Source organism: Microbacterium sp. 71-23, from assembly GCF_001897265.1.
Taxonomy (GTDB): Bacteria; Actinomycetota; Actinomycetes; order Actinomycetales; family Microbacteriaceae; genus Microbacterium; species Microbacterium ginsengisoli.
The window spans coordinates 1-21,663 of record NZ_MKSL01000025.1 but is presented as its reverse complement, the minus strand read 5'-3'; the positions used below and the strand labels follow the sequence as shown (position 1 = coordinate 21,663).

Annotated in this window: 17 protein-coding genes and 1 pseudogene; 5 read left to right on the top strand and 13 right to left on the bottom strand. The window is 70.8% G+C overall.

Annotation, left to right across the window (positions count from 1 at the left end; all coding sequences use genetic code 11):
* Entirely contained in the window at positions 1-1,131 is a 1,131-nt protein-coding gene (ispG, locus tag BGO15_RS09975; protein WP_045246202.1) for a flavodoxin-dependent (E)-4-hydroxy-3-methylbut-2-enyl-diphosphate synthase, read from the bottom strand.
* A 238-nt stretch (positions 1,132-1,369) separates the two neighbouring features.
* On the opposite strand from ispG, the gene BGO15_RS09970 reads away from it, so the two are divergent.
* Positions 1,370-3,256, top strand: coding sequence for an anthranilate synthase family protein (locus BGO15_RS09970; protein WP_056519530.1), 1,887 nt, complete (start codon positions 1,370-1,372; stop codon positions 3,254-3,256).
* 32 nt (positions 3,257-3,288) lie between these two features.
* On the opposite strand, the gene BGO15_RS09965 is transcribed toward BGO15_RS09970, so the two are convergent.
* Positions 3,289-4,695, bottom strand: coding sequence for a M50 family metallopeptidase (locus tag BGO15_RS09965; protein ID WP_056519539.1), 1,407 nt, complete (start codon positions 4,693-4,695; stop codon positions 3,289-3,291).
* Positions 4,696-4,805: 110 nt separating this feature from the next.
* On the opposite strand from BGO15_RS09965, the gene BGO15_RS09960 reads away from it, so the two are divergent.
* Positions 4,806-6,455 carry a Mur ligase family protein gene (locus BGO15_RS09960; RefSeq protein ID WP_056209465.1) on the top strand — a complete coding sequence of 550 codons (1,650 nt, stop codon included), beginning with the start codon at positions 4,806-4,808 and terminating at the stop codon, positions 6,453-6,455.
* 73 nt (positions 6,456-6,528) lie between these two features.
* Here BGO15_RS09960 and dxr read toward each other — a convergent pair whose 3' ends face one another.
* Together dxr and BGO15_RS09950 are read right to left on the bottom strand one after the other, a co-directional pair.
* Positions 6,529-7,632: a 1-deoxy-D-xylulose-5-phosphate reductoisomerase gene (gene dxr / locus BGO15_RS09955; protein WP_056209468.1), complete on the bottom strand. Its 1,104-nt coding sequence runs from the start codon at positions 7,630-7,632 to the stop codon at positions 6,529-6,531.
* Between the two features lie 10 nt (positions 7,633-7,642).
* The gene (locus BGO15_RS09950) at positions 7,643-8,584 is read right to left on the bottom strand and encodes an FKBP-type peptidyl-prolyl cis-trans isomerase (RefSeq protein WP_056519541.1); all 942 of its coding nucleotides are present in this window, start codon (positions 8,582-8,584) and stop codon (positions 7,643-7,645) included.
* 78 nt (positions 8,585-8,662) lie between these two features.
* Between BGO15_RS09950 and BGO15_RS09945 the strand changes: the two genes are divergently transcribed.
* Positions 8,663-9,493 carry a lysophospholipid acyltransferase family protein gene (locus BGO15_RS09945; protein ID WP_048809420.1) on the top strand — a complete coding sequence of 277 codons (831 nt, stop codon included), beginning with the start codon at positions 8,663-8,665 and terminating at the stop codon, positions 9,491-9,493.
* A gap of 34 nt (positions 9,494-9,527) precedes the next feature.
* On the opposite strand, the gene BGO15_RS09940 is transcribed toward BGO15_RS09945, so the two are convergent.
* A complete protein-coding gene (locus BGO15_RS09940) occupies positions 9,528-9,998 on the bottom strand; it encodes an OsmC family protein (RefSeq protein ID WP_056209471.1) in 471 nt (156 codons plus the stop codon).
* 72 nt (positions 9,999-10,070) lie between these two features.
* Here BGO15_RS09940 and BGO15_RS09935 point away from each other — a divergent pair, with 72 nt between their 5' ends.
* On the top strand, positions 10,071-11,060 hold the full coding sequence (locus BGO15_RS09935; RefSeq protein ID WP_056519544.1) for an asparaginase: 990 nt from the start codon (positions 10,071-10,073) through the stop codon (positions 11,058-11,060).
* Between the two features lie 19 nt (positions 11,061-11,079).
* Here BGO15_RS09935 and BGO15_RS09930 read toward each other — a convergent pair whose 3' ends face one another.
* The 5 genes from BGO15_RS09930 to BGO15_RS09910 all read right to left on the bottom strand — a co-directional run bounded on the left by BGO15_RS09930 (position 11,080) and on the right by BGO15_RS09910 (position 19,645).
* Complete coding sequence (locus BGO15_RS09930) at positions 11,080-13,911, bottom strand: FtsK/SpoIIIE domain-containing protein (RefSeq protein WP_156454794.1); 2,832 nt, start codon at positions 13,909-13,911, stop codon at positions 11,080-11,082.
* A gap of 91 nt (positions 13,912-14,002) precedes the next feature.
* Positions 14,003-14,851: a PP2C family protein-serine/threonine phosphatase gene (locus tag BGO15_RS09925; protein ID WP_056209477.1), complete on the bottom strand. Its 849-nt coding sequence runs from the start codon at positions 14,849-14,851 to the stop codon at positions 14,003-14,005.
* 106 nt (positions 14,852-14,957) lie between these two features.
* Entirely contained in the window at positions 14,958-16,931 is a 1,974-nt protein-coding gene (locus BGO15_RS09920) for an ABC transporter ATP-binding protein (RefSeq protein WP_056209480.1), read from the bottom strand.
* Entirely contained in the window at positions 16,928-18,661 is a 1,734-nt protein-coding gene (locus BGO15_RS09915; protein ID WP_056209482.1) for an ABC transporter ATP-binding protein, read from the bottom strand. The genes BGO15_RS09920 and BGO15_RS09915 overlap by 4 nt, the downstream gene beginning before the upstream one ends.
* Before the next feature lie 9 nt (positions 18,662-18,670).
* On the bottom strand, positions 18,671-19,645 hold the full coding sequence (locus tag BGO15_RS09910) for an aldo/keto reductase (protein WP_056209485.1): 975 nt from the start codon (positions 19,643-19,645) through the stop codon (positions 18,671-18,673).
* Positions 19,646-19,861: 216 nt separating this feature from the next.
* Between BGO15_RS09910 and BGO15_RS09905 the strand changes: the two genes are divergently transcribed.
* On the top strand, positions 19,862-20,296 hold the full coding sequence (locus BGO15_RS09905; protein WP_056209487.1) for a DUF4870 domain-containing protein: 435 nt from the start codon (positions 19,862-19,864) through the stop codon (positions 20,294-20,296).
* A 59-nt stretch (positions 20,297-20,355) separates the two neighbouring features.
* Here the strand turns inward: BGO15_RS09905 and BGO15_RS09900 are convergent, their stop codons facing one another.
* The 3 genes and pseudogenes from BGO15_RS09900 to BGO15_RS09890 form a co-directional block, all read right to left on the bottom strand.
* Complete coding sequence (locus tag BGO15_RS09900) at positions 20,356-21,108, bottom strand: YaaA family protein (protein ID WP_056209490.1); 753 nt, start codon at positions 21,106-21,108, stop codon at positions 20,356-20,358.
* 72 nt (positions 21,109-21,180) lie between these two features.
* Complete coding sequence (locus tag BGO15_RS09895) at positions 21,181-21,441, bottom strand: F0F1 ATP synthase subunit epsilon (RefSeq protein ID WP_045246677.1); 261 nt, start codon at positions 21,439-21,441, stop codon at positions 21,181-21,183.
* 2 nt (positions 21,442-21,443) lie between these two features.
* A pseudogene (locus BGO15_RS09890) lies at positions 21,444-21,663 on the bottom strand (F0F1 ATP synthase subunit beta); the annotation flags it as partial.

The following is a 21,663-nucleotide window of genomic DNA, read 5'->3' as shown; positions in this document are numbered from 1 at the left end:
TCAGGCGGTGACGACCTGGGCGGTACCGAGGGGGGCGTCGGGGCCCATCTCGTCGGCGAGGCGGGTGGCCTCGGCGATGAGCGTCGCGACGATCTCCTCCTCGGGCACGGTCTTGATGACCTCGCCCTTCACGAAGATCTGGCCCTTGCCGTTGCCGCTCGCGACGCCGAGGTCGGCTTCGCGGGCCTCGCCCGGGCCGTTCACGACGCAGCCCATGACGGCGACGCGCAGCGGCACCGTGACATCCTTCAGACCCTCGGTGACGCTGTCCGCGAGGGAGTAGACGTCGACCTGGGCGCGACCGCACGACGGGCACGAGACGATCTCGAGGCGGCGCTCGCGGAGGTTGAGCGACTGCAGGATCTGCAGGCCGACCTTCACCTCTTCGACGGGAGGCGCCGACAGCGAGACGCGGATGGTGTCGCCGATGCCCTCGCCGAGCAGGATGCCGAACGCCGTCGCGCTCTTGATGGTGCCCTGGAACGCGGGTCCGGCCTCGGTGACACCGAGGTGCAGCGGCCAGTCGCCCCGCTCGGCGAGCTGACGGTAGGCCTTGACCATCACGATCGGGTCGTTGTGCTTGACCGAGATCTTGAAGTCGTGGAAGTCGTGCTCTTCGAACAGCGACGCCTCCCACACGGCGCTCTCCACGAGCGCCTCGGGAGTGGCCTTGCCGTACTTCTCGAGCAGTCGGCGGTCGAGCGATCCGGCGTTCACGCCGATGCGCAGCGAGACGCCGGCGTCCTTCGCCGCCTTCGCGATCTCGCCGACCTTGTCGTCGAACTGGCGGATGTTGCCGGGGTTCACTCGTACCGCGGCGCAGCCGGCGTCGATCGCCTGGAAGACGTACTTCGGCTGGAAGTGGATGTCGGCGATGACCGGGATCTGACTCTTCTTCGCGATGATGTGCAGCACGTCGGCGTCGTCCTGGCTGGGCACCGCGACCCGCACGATGTCGCAGCCCGAGGCGGTGAGCTCGGCGATCTGCTGCAGGGTCGCGTTGATGTCGGTCGTCTTGGTGGTCGTCATCGACTGCACGCTGACGGGCGCGTCGCCACCGACCAGCACCTTGCCGACCTTGATCTGGCGGCTCTTGCGGCGGGGGGCGAGCGTTTCGGGGACCTTGGGCATCCCGATGTTGACGGCTGGCACGCCCCCAGCCTACGCCGACGGGGATGCCGCGGCCCCGACCCGCGGCATCCGAGCCCCGGCGGCGCCGGGCGCGGCCGAGCCGTGTGGTAGGTTCGCCCCATGTTCGCGCGCACCTGCTGGTGGCCCACCGCCTGAGGCGGTGGATCGTGCGATTCCGACCGCCCCGAGGGGCGGTCTTCTTCGTGAAGCGGCCGCCCCGACTCCGAAGGACCATCCCATGCCCGCATCCTTTGCCGAGCTGATCGCCTCCGACGCGCCCTTCGCGCTCATCGCGCGCGACGACGCCTGGGTCGAGGTGCTCACGGGTGAGGTCGTCGACGTCGATGCCCTCGCCGACATCCCCCTCGTCGATGCGACGGGGACCCCTCGCGAGGTGCTCGCGCTCGTGCCGTTCCGGCAGGTGCGAGAGCGCGGATTCGCCTCCCACGACGACGGGGCGCCGCTGCGATGCCTCGTGGTCGAAGGTCACGAGCGGATGCCGCGGGCCGAGGCCGTGGCCACGCTGCCGTCCGAGCCGATCGCCCTCGAGAACCCCGGCTTCGATCTGACCGACGAGGAGTACGCGGGGATCGTGCGCACGGTGATCTCCGACGAGATCGGCCGCGGCGAGGGCGCGAACTTCGTGATCCGCCGCGACTTCACCGCCGGGGTCGGTGCCGACCCGCGTCTGGCAGCGCTCACCTGGTTCCGGGCGCTGCTCGCCCACGAGCGCGGCGCGTACTGGACGTTCGCTGTCGTCACGCCCGGCCACGTCGCCGTGGGTGCGAGCCCCGAGGCGCACGTCAGCGCGCAGGACGGCGTCGTCACCATGAACCCGATCTCGGGCACCTTCCGCCACCCGGCGGGCGGCGCGACGCGCGAGACCCTGAGCGAGTTCCTCGCCTCCACGAAGGAGACCGAGGAGCTGTTCATGGTCGTCGACGAGGAGCTCAAGATGATGAGCGCGGTCTGCTCCGACGGCGGCCGCATCACCGGACCGCACCTGAAGGAGATGTCGCGGCTCACGCACACCGAATACATGCTGCGGGGCACGTCGACCCTCGACCCTCGCGACATCCTGCGCGAGACGATGTTCGCTCCCACGGTCACCGGCTCGCCGATGCAGAATGCCTGCACGGTCATCACGCGGTACGAGCGCACGCCGCGCGGTTACTACTCCGGCGTCGCCGCACTGTTCACGCCCGCCGTCGGCGGCGGTCACGACCTCGACGCACCGATCCTCATCCGCACCGCCTATCTCGAGCACGGCCGCCTGCGCGTGCCCGTCGGGGCCACCCTCGTGCGCCACTCCGACCCGTACGGAGAGGTGAGCGAGACCCACGGCAAGGCCGCCGGTGTACTGGGGGCGATCGGCGCGGTCGCCCGCGACGAGCGCCGGAGCGCCGACGCCGACCAGCCGACGGCCGAGCGCGAGCCTCTCGCCGACGACCCGGAGATCTCCGAGCTGCTGACGTCGCGCAACGCCCGCCTCGCCCCGTTCTGGCTCAACCCGCAGGAACGCGCCGACGGCGGCCCCTTCGCCGGTCGCACCGCGGTCGTCGTCGACGCCGAGGACCGCTTCACGACGATGCTCGCCCACCAACTGCGCCACCTCGGCCTCGACGTCTCGATCGTGCCGTGGGCCGCGGCATCCGCTGACGTTCTCGACGCCGCCGACCTGGTCGTCTCCGGCCCCGGCCCCGGCGACCCCCGCGACGAGGGCTCGGCCCGCATCGCCGCGATGCGACATGTCGTCGCGCATCGCCTTGAGACCGGACGCCCGCTGCTCGCGGTCTGCCTCAGCCATCAGATCCTCGCCGACCGACTCGGCATCGGACTCGCCGCGCTCGACCGGCCACACCAGGGCCTGCAGCTCGCCGTCGATGTCTTCGGCGAGCGCGCCTCGATCGGCTTCTACAACACCTTCACCGCGAAGGTCGCTCCGGGCACCACCGAGGTGGCCGGGGCGGATGTCGCGGCCGACCCCTCGACCGGCGACGTCTACGCCCTGCGCGGCCCGGGCTACGCCTCGGTGCAGGGCCACCTGGAGTCGATCCTGTCGCGCGACGGGCTGCGCACCCTCGAACGACTCGTCGCCCAGGCTCTCACGCCCGTCGACGCCTGACCGGCGTCAGTCGGGGCAGGGCCCAACCGGTGTCAGTGGAACAGTGACACCGGGTTGAAGACGTCGGCGAGCAGCAGCACGGCGCTCGTCGCCACCAGGAACACCACGACGACGAAGGTGACGGGCACGAGCCGGGTCGCATCGACGGGCTTCGGCGCGGGTCGGCGAAACAGCCGCGCCCACGCCCGCCGCAGTCCGTCCCAGAGGGCGATGACGACGTGACCTCCGTCGAGCGGGAGGAGCGGCACGAGGTTGAAGACGCCGAGCGCGATGTTGAGGGACGCGAGCAGGCCCAGCATCACCGAGACGCGGTTGATGATCGGGGCCGGTGACGACGCCACCTCCCCCGCGATGACCCCGGCGCCCACGAGGCTCAGCGGTCCGTTCGGGTCGCGCTGGGCACCCGTGAACACCGACTCCGCCGCCTGGTAGACCTTCACCGGGAACTGCGCCACGATGCCGACGACCGCGCCGACGTTCTGCACCGCGGCCGCGGGCCCGTCCCAGATCGGCTGTCGCACGAACTCCACCGTCGGGGCGAAGCCGATGAAGCCGATCTCGCGGGTCTCGGCGACCCCGTCCGCTCCGGTCACCGGGTTGCCCGAGGCATCCGTCACGGGAGCCGTGATGGTCGCCGGCGTGATCGTGAGGGTCTGGGCGGCACCGCCGCGGTCGACGACGACCGAGAGCGCCTGACCGGGCGAGGCCTGCACGATCGCCGAGGCCGAGGCGAAGTCGCTGACCGCCGTGCCGTCGATCGAGACGATGCGGTCGCCTGCCTGCAGCCCGGCCTGCTTCGCGGGGGTGGTATCGGTCGCGCACGTCTGCGACGAGTACGAGACGGGCGTGCAGGCGCTGAGCGAGGCGACCGTCGCGGTCGCGGTCTGCAGGCCGATGCCGCTGAACACGATCGCGAACAGGACGATCGCGAGCACGAAGTTCATGAACGGGCCGCCGAGCATGATGACGACGCGCTTCCACATGGACAGCCGGTAGAACACCCGGTCGTCGGCATCGGCGATCGTCTCGTCGTTGGCCGCGCGGGCATCCTGCACCATGGTCGCCCAGAAGCGTCCGCGTCGGAGCCGAGCCCGATCGTCGGGCGTCGCCTGGTCCGTCTCGGTCTGGGTCACCGTCGCGACGCCACCGCCCACGGATGCGACCTGCGGGTCGGCCGATGCCGCCGCGCGCTCCGACTCGGAGGGCGGGTACATGCCGGCCATCGAGATGTAGCCGCCGAGCGGGATGAGCTTCACGCCGTACTCGGTCTCGCCCTTGCGTCGCGAGAACAGGGTCGGACCGAAGCCGATCATGTACTGCCCCACGCGCACCTTGAAGAGCTTCGCCGGCACGAGGTGGCCGATCTCGTGCAGCGCGATCGAGACGGCGAGCCCCACGATGAGCACGACGATTCCGATGACGAATGCGAGAACGGTCACGCCCCCACGGTAGCCCCGGCTGTCTTGGAGCGGGCCGACAAGGTGCGCTGTGCCCGCTCTGCGCGCTCGGCGCCCGGGTGCGCGCGGGTCGCTCTGGTTGAATGGGACCGATGTCCACACCGTCGAACCTGCCGCCCGTCCTCCGCCCGACGCACCCGCCCGCACGATCGCTGCGCGCTCTCGCCGAGGTGGTCGACGGCGAGGTGCGTGGACTCGACGGCGATGTCACGATCGGCGGCCTCACACTCGCCACGGCGGACCTGCGCCCCGGCGAGGCGTTCGTCGCGATCCGGGGCGTCAACCGGCACGGCGCCGAAGTGGCGACGGATGCCGCGGCCCGCGGCGCGGTCGCCGTCATCACCGATGCCGAGGGCGCCGAGATCGCGGCATCCGCCGGTCTGCCGATCGTCGTGGTCGACGGCCCCCGAGCGCGCCTCGGCGCACTGTCGGCGTGGGTCTACGGCACGGGCGCCGACGACGACCTCCCGCTGCTGTTCGCGACCACCGGCACCAACGGCAAGACCAGCACCTCCCACCTGCTCGAAGGCATCCTCGGTCAGCTGGGCGTGACGACCGGACTCTCCTCGACCGCGGAACGCCACATCGCGGGACGGGTGATCGTGTCGCGACTGACCACGCCCGAGGCATCCGAGTTCCATGCCCTCCTCGCCCTCATGCGCGAGGAGGGGGTCGAGGCGGTCGCCGTCGAGGTGAGCGCCCAGGCCCTCAGCCGCCACCGGGTCGACGGACTCATGTTCGATATCGCGGGGTTCACGAACCTCAGCCACGACCACCTCGACGACTACGCCGACATGCGCGAGTACCTCGAGGCCAAACTCGAGCTCTTCCGTCCCGAACGCGCGCGCCAGGCCGTGATCGCACTCGACTCGCCGTACGCCGCCGAGGTGACGTCCCGCAGCGGCGTGCCGTTCACCACCATCGGCACCCCGGCCATCGCCGCCGACCCCGCCCTCGCGGCGAGCGCCGACTGGACCGTCGAGATCCTCGCCGAGCGCCAGGACGGCACCGACTTCACCCTGCGCGGCCCCGAGGGACGCACGCTCACCACGACCGTTCCGACGATCGGCCGGCACATGGCCGCGAACGCGGGACTCGCGATCGCGATGATCCATGCGGCCGGCTACGACTGGGAGCGCATCGTCGCCGCACTCGACGGGCGCCGCATCGAGGCGTACCTCCCCGGGCGCACCGAGCGGGTCTCCGGCGACCGGGGTCCGGCGGTCTACGTCGACTTCGGCCACTCCCCCGACGCCTTCGAGAAGACGCTCGCGGCGGTGCGGCATGTCACGCCCGGCACCGTCCTGATGCTGTTCGGCGCGGACGGCGACCGCGACGCGACCAAGCGCCACGACATGGGCCGTACCGCGGTGGAGGGGAGCGACATCCTCGTCATCACCGACCACCACCCGCGACGCGAGAACCCCGACACGATCCGCGCGACCCTCCTCGAGGGCGCGCGCCGGGCACGGCCCGACGCCGAGATCCACGAGTACTCGCCGCCCGAGCGGGCGATTATCGAGGCCGTGAAGCTCGTCGGCGAGGGCGATGCGATCCTGTGGGCGGGACCCGGGCACCAGGACTACCGCGACATCCGCGGAGTGCGCACGCCGTACTCGGCGCGCGAACTCGCCCGCCGTGCGCTGCGCGACGCCGGCTGGCCCGTGCCCGAGCCGCACTGGCCGGTGCCCTACCCCACGGACACGACGCCCGCGTCCGACCCGGAGCGCCCGGCGTACTGACGCCGGCAACGCGTCGCTCGACCGCTCCGCTGCCGCGATGCAACCCGGCGAGCCTCGCGGCCCGCCAACGGGGTCAGGATGCCGCGGCGATCCGCTCATCGGCTGCGCGGCGCGCCCACGCCTCTGCCTCGGCGAGACTCTCGCGCGTGAGATCGGTCGGAGCGTCGTGCTCGTCGACGATCGCTCGCACCGTGTCGACGATGCCGAGGAACGACAGCCGTCCCTCGTGGAAGGCGTCGACCGCCTGCTCGTTCGCCGCGTTGAACACCGCCGGATAGGTCGATCCGGCCCGGCCCACCCGCTTCGCGAGCGCGACGGCCGGGAAGGCCTCCTCGTCGAGCGGCTCGAACGTCCACGCGGCGGCACGAGTCCAGTCGATCGGCGCACCCACCCCGGCGACCCGGTGCGGCCAGTCGAGGCCGAGCGAGATCGGCAGCCGCATGTCGGGCGGCGACGCCTGGGCGATCGTCGACCCGTCGACGAACTCGACCATGGAGTGCACGATCGACTGCGGGTGCACGACCACATCGATGCGGTCGTAGTCGATGTCGAACAGCAGGTGCGCCTCGATGACCTCGAGACCCTTGTTGACGAGGGTCGCGGAGTTGGTCGTGACGACCCGTCCCATGTTCCAGGTCGGATGCGCAAGGGCCTCGGCGGGGGTCACGGCGGCGAGCTGGCCACGGGTACGACCGCGGAATGGACCGCCGGACGCCGTCACCACCAGGCGCCGCACCTCAGCCGAACTGCCTGATCGCAGCGCCTGCGCGATCGCCGAGTGCTCCGAGTCCACCGGCACGATCTGGCCGGGCGTTGCGACCCGCTTCACCAGATCGCCGCCGACGATGAGGGACTCCTTGTTGGCGAGCGCAAGGGTACGTCCCGCCTCGAGCGCCGCGAGCGTCGGCCCGAGCCCCACCGAACCGGTGATCCCGTTCACGACGACGTCGCACGCGACATCCCGAACCAGCTGCTCGGCAGCCTCGGCCCCCAGTGCCGTGTCGGCGACGCCGAACCGCGCGGCCTGCTCGGCGAGCACCTCGCGCGCCGAGCCGGTCGCGAGCCCCACCACCTCGAAGCGTTCGGGGTTGGCGGAGATCACGTCCAGCGCCTGCGTGCCGATCGACCCGGATGACCCGAGCACGATGACGCGCCGCGGCGCGGCGAGGTCGCTCACGAGCGGGCGATCAGTTGGTCGACGTGTGCTGGGTCGCAAGGATGTCGATCACGAACACGAGGGTCTCCCCCGCGAGCGCGCTCGTGTTGCTCTCGCTCTTCTCGCCGTAGCCGTCGGCCGGCGGGATGACGACGAGCACCTGCGAGCCGACGGTCTGGCCCACGAGCGCCTTCGAGAAGCCGGTGATCACACCGCTCGTGCCGAGCGTCGTGGGGCCGTTCTTGCCCCAGCTCGCGTCGAAGGTCGACCCGTCGGACCACTTCACGCCCTTGTACTGCAGCAGCACCTGGTCACCCTCGGCGACGGTGGTGCCGTCGCCCTTCTTGAGCGTCTCGACCTCGGTCGTCGTCGGCGCGGTGGCACCGCTCGGGATCGTGATCGAGGGCTCGCCGGTCGAGGAGAGCGTCACCGCGGGGAAGCCCGCGGTCGGGGTCTGGGCGGTTCCCCACGCGGCGGTGGGGGTGACGCCGAGCACGTCGAGCACGTAGACGGCACCCGGCGCCGACTCGGTCGAGGGGTTCGTGATCACGAGGCGCGCGCCGACCTTGACGCAGCCGATGAACTGGCCGAGGGTCGACTCCGGCGACAGCTGCTGGGGCAGCAGCTCACCGGCGGTGTAGCCGAGCGAGCCGGCCTGCTGGCCGTTGTCGCTGTAGTACGCGGTGAACGCGTACGAGACGAAGTCGCCGGCCTTGACCTCGGCGCCGGTGCCGTCGGAGACGACCGTGCGCTCGATGCTCGAGGTCTCGAGCGGCGACGTGAAGGTGGCGGTGGCCGGCTTGCCGGCGTCGCCGGCGACCTTCACCGAGTCGGAGGCCGAGCCGGAGGGTGCCGCGGCCGAGCAGAGGTCGGCGCTCGCGGTCGGGGACGGGGTGGAGTTGGCCGAGCACCCGGTCAGGGCGGCCGCGACGACGGCGACAGCGGCCAGGGTGGTCAGGGAGCGGATACGCACGCAACACCTCGCGATTCATTCGGTCGGGGAACACTCCATCTAACCGCACTCGCCTGATGCGATGCCTGAGAACGACGGATGCCGCGGCATACCGTGCGCGCATATGTCGCGCGGTACCCTCGTCTGGTGCCTCACGACGACGACGAGCAGAGCCCTCCGGACGACGTCGCACCCACCTATGGCCGCGACCGCGCCAAGGCGACATATGCCTTCGGGCGTTCGGTGCTCGCCCCCATCGCCCGCTTCGTGTACCGCCCTCGTGTCGAGGGGCGCCAGAACATCCCCACCTCCGGCCCGGTCATCTTCGCGAGCAACCATCTGTCGTTCATCGACTCGGTGATCATCCCGGTGACCTCCACGCGTCCCGTGTACTTCCTGGCCAAATCGAGCTACTTCACCGGCACCGGGCTGAAGGGAGCGCTGTCTCGTCTGTTCTTCACGTCCTTCGGTGCGAGCCCGGTTCAGCGTGGCGCCGGTCAGGCGGCACTCGACGCCCTCGAGCAGCACCGGCAGATGCTCGAGGAGGGGAAGGCCGTCGCGCTCTACCCCGAGGGAACGCGGTCGCTCGACGGTCGGTTGTACAAGGGGCGGACCGGGGTCGCGTTCCTCGCGCTCCAGACGGGTGCGAAGGTCGTGCCCGTCGGCCTTCAGAACACGAACCTCGCCATGCCCGTGGGCGCGAAGGTGCCCAAGCTTCGTCCGCGCATGGTCGTGCGTTTCGGTGAACCCCTCGAGCTGCGCCACCTGGGCCCGGCGTCGTCGGGCCGCGCCCGACGACAGGCGACGGACGCGATCATGGCCGCGATCCACGCCCTGTCCGAGCAGGAACTCGCGGGAATCTACAACGAGCCGCCGGCTCCGACCGCGATCGAGCGCATCAAGCAGGCGCTCCCCCACGAGCGCCGCTGAACTGGCGCCGACGAGGGCGGACCACCCGTGACGCTCAGCCGACGGTGACGGATGCCTCGTGCCGCACCGGGAAGGCGACGGAGTTGGCGATGAAGCACCATTCGTTCGCCTGCGCGTGCGCGGCTTCCGCGGCGGCCACCATCGACGCGTCCGCGACGGTCACCCGGGGGCGCAGCACCACGTCGACGAAGGCTCCACCGCCCCGTCCGTCCTCCCGCATCACCCCGTGAGCGTCGTCCTCGTACGAGGTGACGACGACGCCGACGGTGACGCAGGCGTGAAGGTAGGACAGCAGGTGACACTCCGACAGCGCCGCGAGGAGAAGATCTTCGGGGTTCCATCGTGTCGGATCTCCGCGGAAGGGCTTGTCGGAGGACGCAGCGAGGTCCGGCTTGCCGTCGATCGCCAACGTGACCGCGCGATCGTAGTCGCGGTAGCCGGTGGTTCCCGCTCCCCGGTTGCCATCCCAGGTGGCACGGACGCGATAGGTGTGCTCGCCGATCATGCGCCCAGTCTCGCACCGGCCGGACGCACACGAGGCGGTGGGGGCGGAGAGGCCCGACGATAGGCTGGGGGGATGCCCGAGACCTTCCGCATCGCCGATGCCGCCGAGCTCGCCGTCGTCGAGCGCAACGGCTTCGTGGAGTCCCGCCATGCGGGAAGCGCCGTCGTGCTCGCCGCCGACGGCGCCGAGGTGCTGCGGCTCGGCGACCCTGCGGCGCCCATCCTTCCTCGATCGTCGCTGAAGCCGCTGCAGGCGGTGGCAGCGCTCACCGCCGGGGCAGAGCTCGACGATGTACAGCGGGGCCTGGCGACGGCGAGCCACACGGGCACCGACCGGCACGCTGATGTCGTGCGCGGCATCCTGCAGTCGGTGGAGCTCACGGAGGACGCGCTGCAATGCCCGGCGGCCTGGCCGAACGATGTCGAGACCCGGGATGCGCTGGTGCGTGATCATTCCCCGAAGACGCGGGTGCGCATGGAGTGCTCGGGCAAGCACGCGGCGATGCTCGCCGCATGCCGCGCGAGCGGTTGGGACGTCGACGGCTACCTGGAGATCGACCATCCCTTTCAGGTGCATGTGCGCGAAACGGTCGAGCGCCTGTCAGGCGAGCGGCCCGCGGTCACTGCGATCGACGGGTGCGGAGCGCCCGTGCACGCGGTGAGCCTCATCGGGCTCGCCCGTGGCATCCATCGTCTCGCGACGGCGTCGGAGCGATCTCCGTTCGCGATGCACCGTCTGGGTGCGCAGCTGGTGCGCGCGGTGCGGGAGAACCCGTGGACCATCGCGGGGCCGGGTACGGCCGACACGACCCTCATCACGTCGCTCGGGGTCTTCGCGAAGCGCGGTGCCGAGGGTGTCATGATCATGGCCGCACCCGACGGCACGACCGCGGCACTGAAGGTGCTCGACGGCTCGCCGCGCGCGGCGAGCGCCGTCGCCGTCCGTCTGCTCGAGCGCGCGGGGGCCTTGACGGCGGATGCCGCGGCCGCGGCGATCCGTTCGCTCGATCTCGTCGTGCGCGGGGGCGGCGCTCCGGTGGGAGCGATCCGACCCACCGTCTGACGCCCGCGGGGCCCGAGCGTCAGCAGAGCACACCGGGAACGGTGACGCGCGTGACCTCTCCGTCCGCGATCCGCCACCCGCGACCGCGGGGCGAGCGCCAATACGGCGGAAGGTCGCGTTCTCCCGACAGCAACCGATACTCCCCGCCGTGGCCGGCGTCGATGACGAGCTCCCCGTGCCCCCGCACGCGCCCGAGGACCGCCCACGCGCGCTGCCAGTCGTCGGCGTCGCCGACGATCACGACCCGACCAGTGGTGTCGTCGTCGAGGCGGCCGGGCTCGGCGACGACCTCGGCGACGGTGTGCACGGCGAGTCCGTGGCCGCGAAGCGCCTCGTGAAGGCCGCGTGTCGCGCGCGCACCGCGCACGACGACACCGGCGAGCGGCATCGTCGGTCGCCAGATCGGTGCGTCCGCACTCTCGGCGTCGCGCTCGTCCGGAGCGCTCGGAGCATCGTCGGCATCCGCGGCGAGCGCGAACTGGACCTCGTGGTCTCCCCAGACGGCGCGGCCGGGCGGGCGTGTCGTTGAGAAGCTGGACGCCGCTGCTCCCGCCGCGACGTGATCGGACCGGCCCGGAAGCGCGAGGACGGCGCGGTGGGGCAGAAGCTCCGCGATTCGGGCGGCAGCGCCCGAGACCCGCTGAGTCGTCACCACCGCACGGGCATCGCCATCACCGAGCGAGCGCACGACGCGCTCGAGACGCGTCTGCACGACCGCACCGTAGTCGGCGGGGAACCGGGCGACGACGGCATCGAGGTCATCGAGCAGGAGCACACCGCGACGCGGCATCCCCTGTTCGTCGAGTCGCACGAGGGCGTCCCAGAGTCGTTCAGGATCGTCGGGGAGTGCGACCAGAGAGGCCGCCGGCACCTGCGCCGCCACGACGGCGAGGAGCGCGGACTTTCCGGAGCGTGAGCCGCCGACCACGAGCAGCCCCCGATCGTGCGGCGCGAGCACGGCGGTGGTGCGGCGCTGCCGCTCGGGCTCGTCGCGCACCCCGAGGAGCACCGTGCGCGTTGCGAGTCCGGCGCGGTCGAGAGAGCGCAGCGGCACGCGCACGGGAAGCGGCGGAAGCCACGGCGGCCTCACCTCGCACGTGTCCGCCTCCGCCGCGGCGGCGATGTCCTCGCGTGCCGTGAGCGCGACGCGCACGCGCACGGGAGCGACATCCGACGGGCGCCGGACGAACGCGAGCCCCCGTGACGCAAGGTCGCCCGGCAGGGCTGCGGCGCCATCGTCGCCGATCACCCATCGACTGTCATGCGGATCGGTCACACGCAGGGCCAGCCGCAGCGGTACGTTGGCGAGCAACCCGTCCCGTACCGTGCCGCTCGCGCGCTGGGTGCCCAGCACCAGGTGCATGCCGAGGGCGCGCCCACGGGCGGCGATGTCGGTGAACACGGCTGCGAGCTCCGGATGGGCGTCGAGAAGGGCGGCGAATTCGTCGACCACGATCACGAGCCGAGCCAGCAGTCCGTCGGCGTCGCGGATATCCCTTACGCCCGCGCGTGCGAGCACCGCCTCACGGGTGCGGATCTCGGCTCGCAGGCTCTCGATCGCCCGGCGGGCGCCGACGCCGTCGAGATCGGTGATGACACCCGCCGTGTGCGGCAGCGCCGCGAGGGCGTCGAAGGCCGTGCCGCCCTTGAAGTCGGCGAGCAGGAACGTGACCTCGGCCGGCGTGTGGTGCAGCGCGAGCGCCGTCACCCACGAGATGAGCAGCTCGCTCTTGCCCGATCCGGTCACGCCGATCACGAGCGCATGCGGACCATCGGCCACGAGGTCCACCGGCATCGCGCCGGCGCGCGTGGCGGCGAACGCCACCTCGAGTGTGCCGGGCCGCGGCGGGCGTCCGCGGTCGACGAGTGCGGCGAGCGGCACGGTCTCGGTCGCGTCCCCTGCGCCGAGGATGGCGCGACCGCGCTCACGAAGCAGGTTGCCGATCTCACGGGCCTGGTCGGCGCCGAGCGCCTCGGGCACGATGTGGAGCGTCGATCCGGCGTAGTCGACACGCCCGTGGAGGGCACCGTCGAGGGTGATGACCGCCGCGCACCACGGCGGCGGCGGGGCGCCGTCGTCCACGCGCGCGATCAGCAGCCGGGCCTCGCCCGGCGGCATGTCGCCGGGCTCCAGCAGCGCAAGGGTGGCACCTTCCGCCGCGCGGCGGTGCGGCAGGGCATCCGCCCACGGGTGGGCGTCTCGGCGCGGGACGACGACGCGCAGCTCCCCCGGCGGACGGGTGAGGACCAGTTGGGCGGCAAGGGCGCGCACGACGGCGGATGCCGCGACTCGCGGGCCGACCACCGCGATCCCCGCGTCGACCGGCACCGTCACCGTCGCGTCGTCGAGCACCGCGGCCGCGTGTCGCAGCTCCTCGACACGTGGGTCGCCGGCGCCGCCGTCGACCGGAACGGCGCTCGGGATCGACCCGCGCCCGACCGTGACCCGCGCGGCGCGGCCGGGGACGATCCGCCAGATCTCGTCGGGCGACGCGGCGATCGTGGCGACATCGGGATGCACCGCTCGAAGACGGCGGCGCTCGTCGTCGTGACGTCCAGCGATCTCCGCCGCGGCCCGCGTGAGCTCGGCCTCGAAGCTGCGAGATGCCGCCCGCCGCTCGCGGCGCCGCGTGCGGGCGCCGTCGAGAAGGGTCGCCCCGGCGATGAGGGGGCCGAGGGCGGCGAACCAGAGCATCGCGACCGATCCGGTGAGCAGCCACATTCCCACCGCTCCGGCCACAGGCACGATGGCGGCGAACATCGGGATCCCGGGCCGACGGGGCGAGTCAGGGGTCGCCGGCAGGCGCACAGCCACCGGAAGAGGGGCGAGGGTGGGTGGTGTGCCGGACATGCGTCGAGTCCAGCAGTCGGACGCGGCCCGCGGGCGCGGTCGGACGACGGCGGTGGATTGCCGCGTCCGTCACCGTCGGTGTGGAGGAGAGTCAGGGCCCGACGACGGGAACCGGGTTGGTGGGCGCGTCGTCGTCGGCGTCGTCGCGGTCGACGTCATCGTCGTGGCCGTAGCCCGGCGCCGACACGTCGACGACGATGATCGTCACGTTGTCGCGGCCGCCGTTCTCGAGGGCGGCCTCGAGCATGGCCGAGACGGCATCAGCCGGGTCGGCGTGCTCGCGGAGGAAGTGCTGGATGCCGAAGTCGGTGAGTTCCTTGGTCAGCCCATCGGAGCACACGACGAAGCGATCGCCGTCGACGATGTCGAGGCGCACGTAGTCGGGTCGCACACTGTCGGTCGGCCCGACCGCGCGGGTGATCACGTTGCCGTACGGATGCTGCTCGGCCTCTTCGGGGCTCAGCCGCCCGGCCGCGACGAGCTCCTGCACGACGGAGTGGTCTGTCGTGATCTGGACGAGGGTGCCGGCGCGGAGGAGGTAGACACGCGAGTCGCCGATGTTCAGCGTGACCCAGTGCGGGTCGCGCACGGCGGTGTCGAGATAGACGCCGGTCACGGTCGTTCCCGTGCCCTCGTCGGTCGTCTCCGGATGCGAGGCGATGTCCTTGACGGCCCGTCCGAGAGCCTTCTCGATGCCCTTGGGAGTGACGCTGCCATGGTCGACCAGGTCGCCGAGGCGGGTGACGGTGGAGGCGCTGGCGATCTCTCCGCCGATGTGCCCGCCCATGCCGTCGGCCACGACGAACAACGGGTAGCGGGCGAGCACCGCATCCTGGTTCACTTCGCGGCGTCGGCCGGTGTCGGTCGCCGCCGCCCACCGCAGGTGGATCGGGCCCGCCGGGAGCGGCACGTCGTGCGCGCTCGTCGTCAGCTCGGGCACACGGCATCCTCTCGTCGGGTGGACGCCGGGACACACCTGCCCGCAGCGCCCTCACATCCTAATGGAACCGCCCGCAGCCACCCGAGCCGCCCCACGGGCAGGCCCGTCACCGTACCGGCTCCTCCACATCGATGCTCGCCGGGTCGTCGAACTGTGCCCGATAGAGCCGCCAGTAGGCGCCGCGGCGCGCAAGCAGTTCGTCGTGCGATCCCTGCTCGACGATGGCGCCGTCCTCCATCACCAGGATGAGATCGGCGTCACGGATCGTCGAGAGCCGGTGCGCGATCACGAACGACGTGCGGTCGGCCCGCAGGCGCGACATGGCCCGCTGGATCAGCAGCTCGGTGCGGGTGTCGACCGAGCTCGTCGCCTCGTCGAGGATCAGGATGCGCGGGTCTGCGAGGAACGCGCGCGCGATCGTGACGAGCTGCCGCTCCCCCGCGCTGAGGTTCGCCGCGTCGTCGTCGAGCACGGTGTCGTAGCCGTCCGGCAGGGCATGCACGAACCGGTCGACGTAGGCGGCGGTCGCCGCCTCGACGAGTCGTTCCTCGGATGCCTCGGGGTCGCCGTACGCGATGTTGTCACGGATCGTCCCGGCGAACAGCCACGTGTCCTGCAGCACCATGCCGGTGCGCGCGCGAAGGTCGGCGCGAGTCATCCGCCGGGTGTCGAGCCCGTCGAGCGTGATCGCGCCGTCGTCGATGTCGTAGAAGCGCATCAGCAGGTTGACGAGCGTCGTCTTTCCCGCGCCTGTGGGCCCGACGATCGCGACCGTGCTCCCCGGCGTCGCCACGAGGGACAGATCGTGGATCAGCGGGGAGTCGGCGACGTATCGGAAGGCGACGTCGTCGAACCGCAGCTCGCTCGCGGTGGGATCGACGGTCTCCGGGTCACGAGGGTCGGGCGTCTCCTCGGGCTGGTCGAGCAGCTCGAACACCCGCTCGGCACTGGCGACTCCCGATTGGAGCAGGTTCGCCATCGAGCCGAGCTGGCTGAGAGGCTGGGTGAACTGGCGCGAGTACTGGATGAACGCCTGCACGGAGCCGATCGAGAGCGCGCCGGCTGCGACCTGAAGGCCGCCGACCACCGCGATCGCGACGTAGACCAGGTTTCCGATGAACATCATGGCCGGCATGATGATGCCGGACACGAACTGGGCGCCGAAGCTGGCCCGGTAGACCTCGTCGTTCTCGGCCAGGAAGTCCCGCTCGACCTCCTTCTGATGGCCGAACACCTTCACCACGGAGTGGCCCGAGAACGTCTCCTCGACGCGGGCATTCAGCACACCTGTCGCTCGCCACTGGGCGACGAACAGCTTCTGCGATCGACGCGCGACCAGAGCGGTGACCACGATGGTCAGCGGAATCGTCACGAGCGCGATCACGGCGAGGATGGGCGAGATGACGAACATCATGACCAAGACGCCCACGACCGTGAGCAGTGAGACCACGACCTGCGACAACGTCTGCTGCATGGTCTGTCCGATGTTGTCAACGTCGTTCGTCACCCGGGAGAGGAGCTCGCCGCGCTGCACAGTGTCGAAGTAGGCGAGCGGGAGCCGGTGGATCTTCTCCTCCACCTGGCCGCGCAGGCGGTTCATCGCGCGCTGTACCACGACGTTGAGGATGTACGCCTGCGCCCAACTGAGGACACTCGCGATCACATAGATCACAAGCACCGTGATGATGACTCCGGCGAGTGCGTTCACGTCGATGCCGGCACCGGGGGTGAAGTTGACCCCGGACAGCAGGTCGGCCTGCTGGGTCTGGCCCTGCGCGCGCAGCGACTCGATGACCTGGTCACGGGTCACTCCCGACGGCATGTGCATCGAGAGGAAGCCGGCGAACACGAGATCGGTCGCGTTGCCGAGGATCTTGGGACCCAGCACGCTCAGGAACACGCTCACCGCACCGAGGACGACGACGCCGATGAGCGCGATGCGCCACGGTCGCAGCGTGCCCAGCAGCCGCCAGGCGCTGCTGCCGAAGTCGTCGGCCTTCTCGGCCGGCGCCCCCTGTCCTCCGAACGGCCCGCGACCGCCGCCCCGCATCGGCCCGCGACCAGCTCCCGGCCCGCTCATGCTGCCTCCTCCGCCGCGAGCTGCGAATCGACGATCTCGCGATATGTGTCGTTGGATGCCAAGAGTTCGTCGTGCGTCCCCCGACCGACGATGCGGCCGTGGTCGAGCACGAGGATCTGGTCGGCCCCGACGATCGTCGAGACTCGCTGCGCGACGATCACCTTCGTCGCCCCGGGCACGCGCACAGCGAGCGCGCGGCGCAGCGCGGCATCCGTTCTCAGATCCAGAGCCGAGAACGAGTCGTCGAACACGTAGACGGGTGGCGCTTTCACGAGCGCGCGGGCGATCGCGAGGCGCTGCCGCTGCCCGCCGGAGACGTTCGTTCCCCCCTGTGCGATCGGTGCGGCGAGACCTTCGGGCATCGCGCGGACGAAGTCCCCGGCCTGGGCGATCTCGAGCGCGGTCCAGAGGTCGTCATCGGATGCCGCGACGTCGCCGTAGCGCAGGTTCGAGGCGACCGTGCCCGAGAACAGGAACGCGCGCTGCGGCACGAGTCCGAGTCGGGACCACAGGTCGTCGGGGTCGAGCTGGCGCACATCCACCCCGTCGACCCGCACCGAGCCCTCGGTCGCGTCGAACAGTCGCGCGATGAGTCCGACCAGGGTCGTCTTGCCGGCACCTGTGGATCCGATCACGGCGGTCGTCGTCCCCGGCTCGATCGTGAACGTGAGATCGTGCAGCACGGGCGCATCGGCACCGGGGTAGGTGAAGTCGACGTCGACGAACTCGATCCGACCGGTGCGCGGAGGAGCAGCGGCGGCTACGGCCGGAGCGGCGACCGACGGCTCGGTGTCGAGCACCTCGCCGATGCGCGTCGCGCAGACCGCGGCGCGCGGGATCATCACGAACATGAACGTCGCCATCATCACACCCATGAGGATCTGCATCAGGTAGCTGAGGAACGCGAACAGCGTGCCGATCTGCACACCGCCGCTCTGCACCTGGAACGCGCCGAACCAGATCACGGCGACGCTCGAGACGTTCAGCACGAGCATCACCGCGGGGAACATGAGCGCCATGTAGTTTCCGGCGGTCGTCGCGGTGCGCATCAGGTCACCGCTGGCGGCGCCGAACCGGGCGCGCTCGGTGTCCTCGCGTACGAAGGCGCGCACCACCCGGATGCCGCTGAGCTGCTCGCGCAGGATCTGGTTGACCCGGTCGATGCGCTTCTGCATCCGGCTGAAAGCCGGCACCATGCGGGAGACGATGAGCGCCACGATGATCAGCAGCACGGGGATCGACACGGCCATCAGCCAGCTCAGGCCGGTGTCCTGCGTGATCGCCATGATGATGCCGCCGATGGCGAGCATGGGCGCCGAGATCATGAGGGTCGCCGACACTTGCACCAGCATCTGCACCTGCTGCACGTCGTTGGTGCTGCGGGTGATCAGGGAGGGCGGCCCGAACGTGCCGACCTCGCGCTGCGAAAAGCCGACCACGCGGTGGAAGATGTCGTGGCGCAGGTCCTTGCCCATCCCCATGGCCAGGCGCGATCCGAAGTAGACGGCGACGATCGCGCACACGATCTGCACCAGGCTGATGCCGAGCATCAGGCCTCCCGTGTTCCAGATGTACCCGATGTCGCCCGCGACCACGCCCTGGTCGATGATGTTGGCGTTGAGGGTCGGCAGCAGCAGCGACGCCACCGACTGGGCGAGCTGGAAGACGACGACGCCGACGATGAGCGGCCACGCCGGCCGCAGGTAGCGCACGAGCAGAGTTCCGAGCATGGTGTCCTCCTAGGCGGCCGGGTCGGCGGGCAGCGGAATCAGCGCGTCGATCTCGGCGAGATCCGCGGCAGTCGGGTGCCACGCGGTGGATGCCGCCGCGTTCTGCGCGATCTGTTCGGCAGACGTCGCCCCGGCGATGACGCTCGAGGTCGCGGGGCGCGCGAGGAGCCAGCCGAACGTCGCCTCGAGCATGGTGATGCCGCGCGCGTCGCAGAAGCGCTGATACCCCTCGAGCGCATCCCAGGGCGCGTCGCGCCACAAGTGCGGGCGCACGTTCATGATGCGGCTGTCGGCCGGCCCGCCGGCGCGCGTGAACTTGCCGGTGAGCAGTCCGTTGTACAGGGGGAAGAAGGGGAAGAACCCGAGGCCGAGGTGCTCGACAGCCGGCAGCGCCTCGCGCTCGGAGCCGCGAGCCAGCAGGCTGTAGTGGTTCTGCGCCGAGATGAAGGGCACATCGGATGCCGCGGCATCCGCGGCGACCATCTGCCACCCTGCGAAGTTGGAGTGCCCGAGGTAGCGCACCTTCCCCTCCCGCACCAGATCGCGGAGGGCATCGAGCGTCTCCTCGATGGGGGTGTCGGGATCGGGGGTATGCAGCTGATAGAGGTCGATGTGGTCAGTGCGCAGTCGCCGCAGCGAACCCTCGACCGCCCAGCGGATGTAGGAGCGCGACCCCTTAGACGCGCCGAGGCGCGCGGGTGCCAGCGTCGCGTGGCCGAACTTCGTCGCGAGGAGAACCTCGTCCCGGCGACCGTCGAGCGCCTCCCCCATCAGCGTCTCGCTGAGCCCGAACTCCCGGCCGTACACGTCGGCGGTGTCGAACAGCGTGACGCCCGCGTCGATCGCCGCATCGATCACCGCACGCGTTCCCTCGATCGACTCGGTGCGGCTGCCGGCACGGCCGAAGTTATTGCAGCCGAGCCCGGCGGCGGAGACGAGCAGACCGGAGGCGCCGACACGGCGCTGAGCGGGAGACGTGGCCACGGGTCCACGCTAACCCCTGCGCCCGACACGGGGAACGCTCCCGGCCCCTGAGGGAAACGGCGGGATTGCGACCCGGAGATGGCGCTGGGTGACGGCTCGGCGTGGATGATGATTGCACCGAGAACAGCCTTCCCAGTACCTTTTCAGGTAAGCCGCCAGCCGCGGCCGGGCCGATGACGTCCATCGCCCGTCCTTAGCCTTCCGAAAGGCCATCCCATGAGCGACTCCACCCCCACTCCCGAACAGCCGACGCCTCCGCCGGCCTACTCCGCTGCTCCCGCACAGCCTCTGAGCCCCGAGTCCGACAAGACGGCCGCGATGTGGGCCCACATCGGTGGCATCGTCGGCTTCCTGCCCTCGCTGATCATCTGGCTGATCCTCAAGGACCGCGGACCCCGCACCAACGTCGAGGCCAAGGAAGCCCTGAACTGGCAGATCACGTTCACGATCGGCTACGTGGCGCTCCTCATCATCTCGACCGTATTGAGCGCGGCGCTGATCTTCACGCCCGCCGCGGCGATCGCCACGTTGTTCGGGTTCCTCCCGTTCATCCTGTGGGTGATCAACGCGATCTTCTCGATCATCGGCGGCGTGCGCGTGAACGCCGGCGGCAGCTACCGCTACCCGGTGAACTTCCGCTTCATCAAGTAATCGTCACGACGGAGGGGTCGGGATGCCGCGGCATCCCGACCCCTCCGTCGTGTGCGCGCTCAGTGGAGCGCGTGCACCCGCCACTCGGCGGCGTCGGTCGTGTCGACCCGCACGTCGTGCGCGCGCAACCATGATGCCAAGCCCGCGAGCGAGCGCACCGGCGGACGACCCGTGGCGAGCAGACGCACCAGCAGACCCTTGGTGCGCTTGTTGAAGTGGTTGAGGGCCCTCACCTCGCCGTCGCCCGAATCGGCGACGACCCGCACGTAGGTGCTCGGCACCCCGCTCGGCACCGGCCCGAGGGCGGCGTAGGCCTCGGAGCGCAGGTCGAGCACGAATGATCGGGATGCCGCGACCAGCGCGGCGGTCGTCGGCGCGCCCCAGTGCCGTGGCTGAGCGGGGATGCCCGGCAACGAGACACCCGCGGACAAGCGGTAGTCGGGGATGCGGTCCGTCGCACCGACCAGCCCGAACGGCGCCGTCTGGATGGCGACGTGACCGCCGAGCCACCGCCGCGCCGAGGCGTCGAGGCTGTGGGCGTCGAGCGCATCGAAGAGAACCCCCGTGTACCGATCGATGGCCGGCAGCGTCGGCGCGTGCGGCATCGCCGCGTTGACGGCGACGAGGTCTCGCTGACGGGCACTCAGCCCCAGCACGGACGCTGCACGTTCAGGGTCCAGAGACAGTGCAGCGAGCGCGGCGATCGCCTCCCTGCGCGGAAGGTCGAGCTCGGGGAACGACAGCCGCTCGAGGGCGAACGTGCCGCGTCCTCCGGGACGCTTGGTCTCGGACGGCGGAAGCAGCACCAGCATGCAGACCCTCCGGGTCAGACGGCGACGCGCCGCCCGTGGATCACGGACGGCGCGTCGAACGAGGGATCGACGTCAGGCGACCAGCGTCGCGTGACCGGCGAAGATCGTCACCACGTCCTCCTCGACGGAGATGAACCCGTCCGAGGCATCCGCGACGACCTTCGCGCCGTCGGCGCCGGTGATGCGCACCTGGCCGCTGGCGAGGATCGCGAGCACCGGCTCGTGTCCGGCCATGAAACCGATCTCGCCCTCCACGGTCTTGGCGACGACGAGGCTGGCCTCGCCGGTCCACAGCTCCGCCTCGGCCGACACCAGGGTGACGTTGAGCGGCATGATCAGCCGTTCTCCTTCTGGATCTGCGCCCACTTGGCCTCGACGTCGGAGATGCCGCCGACGTTGAAGAACGCCTGCTCGGCGACGTGGTCGAACTCGCCCTTCACGATCGCGTCGAACGACTCGATGGTCTCCTTGATCGGGACGGTCGAGCCCTCGACACCGGTGAACTTCTTCGCCATGTAGGTGTTCTGCGAGAGGAACTGCTGGATGCGACGTGCA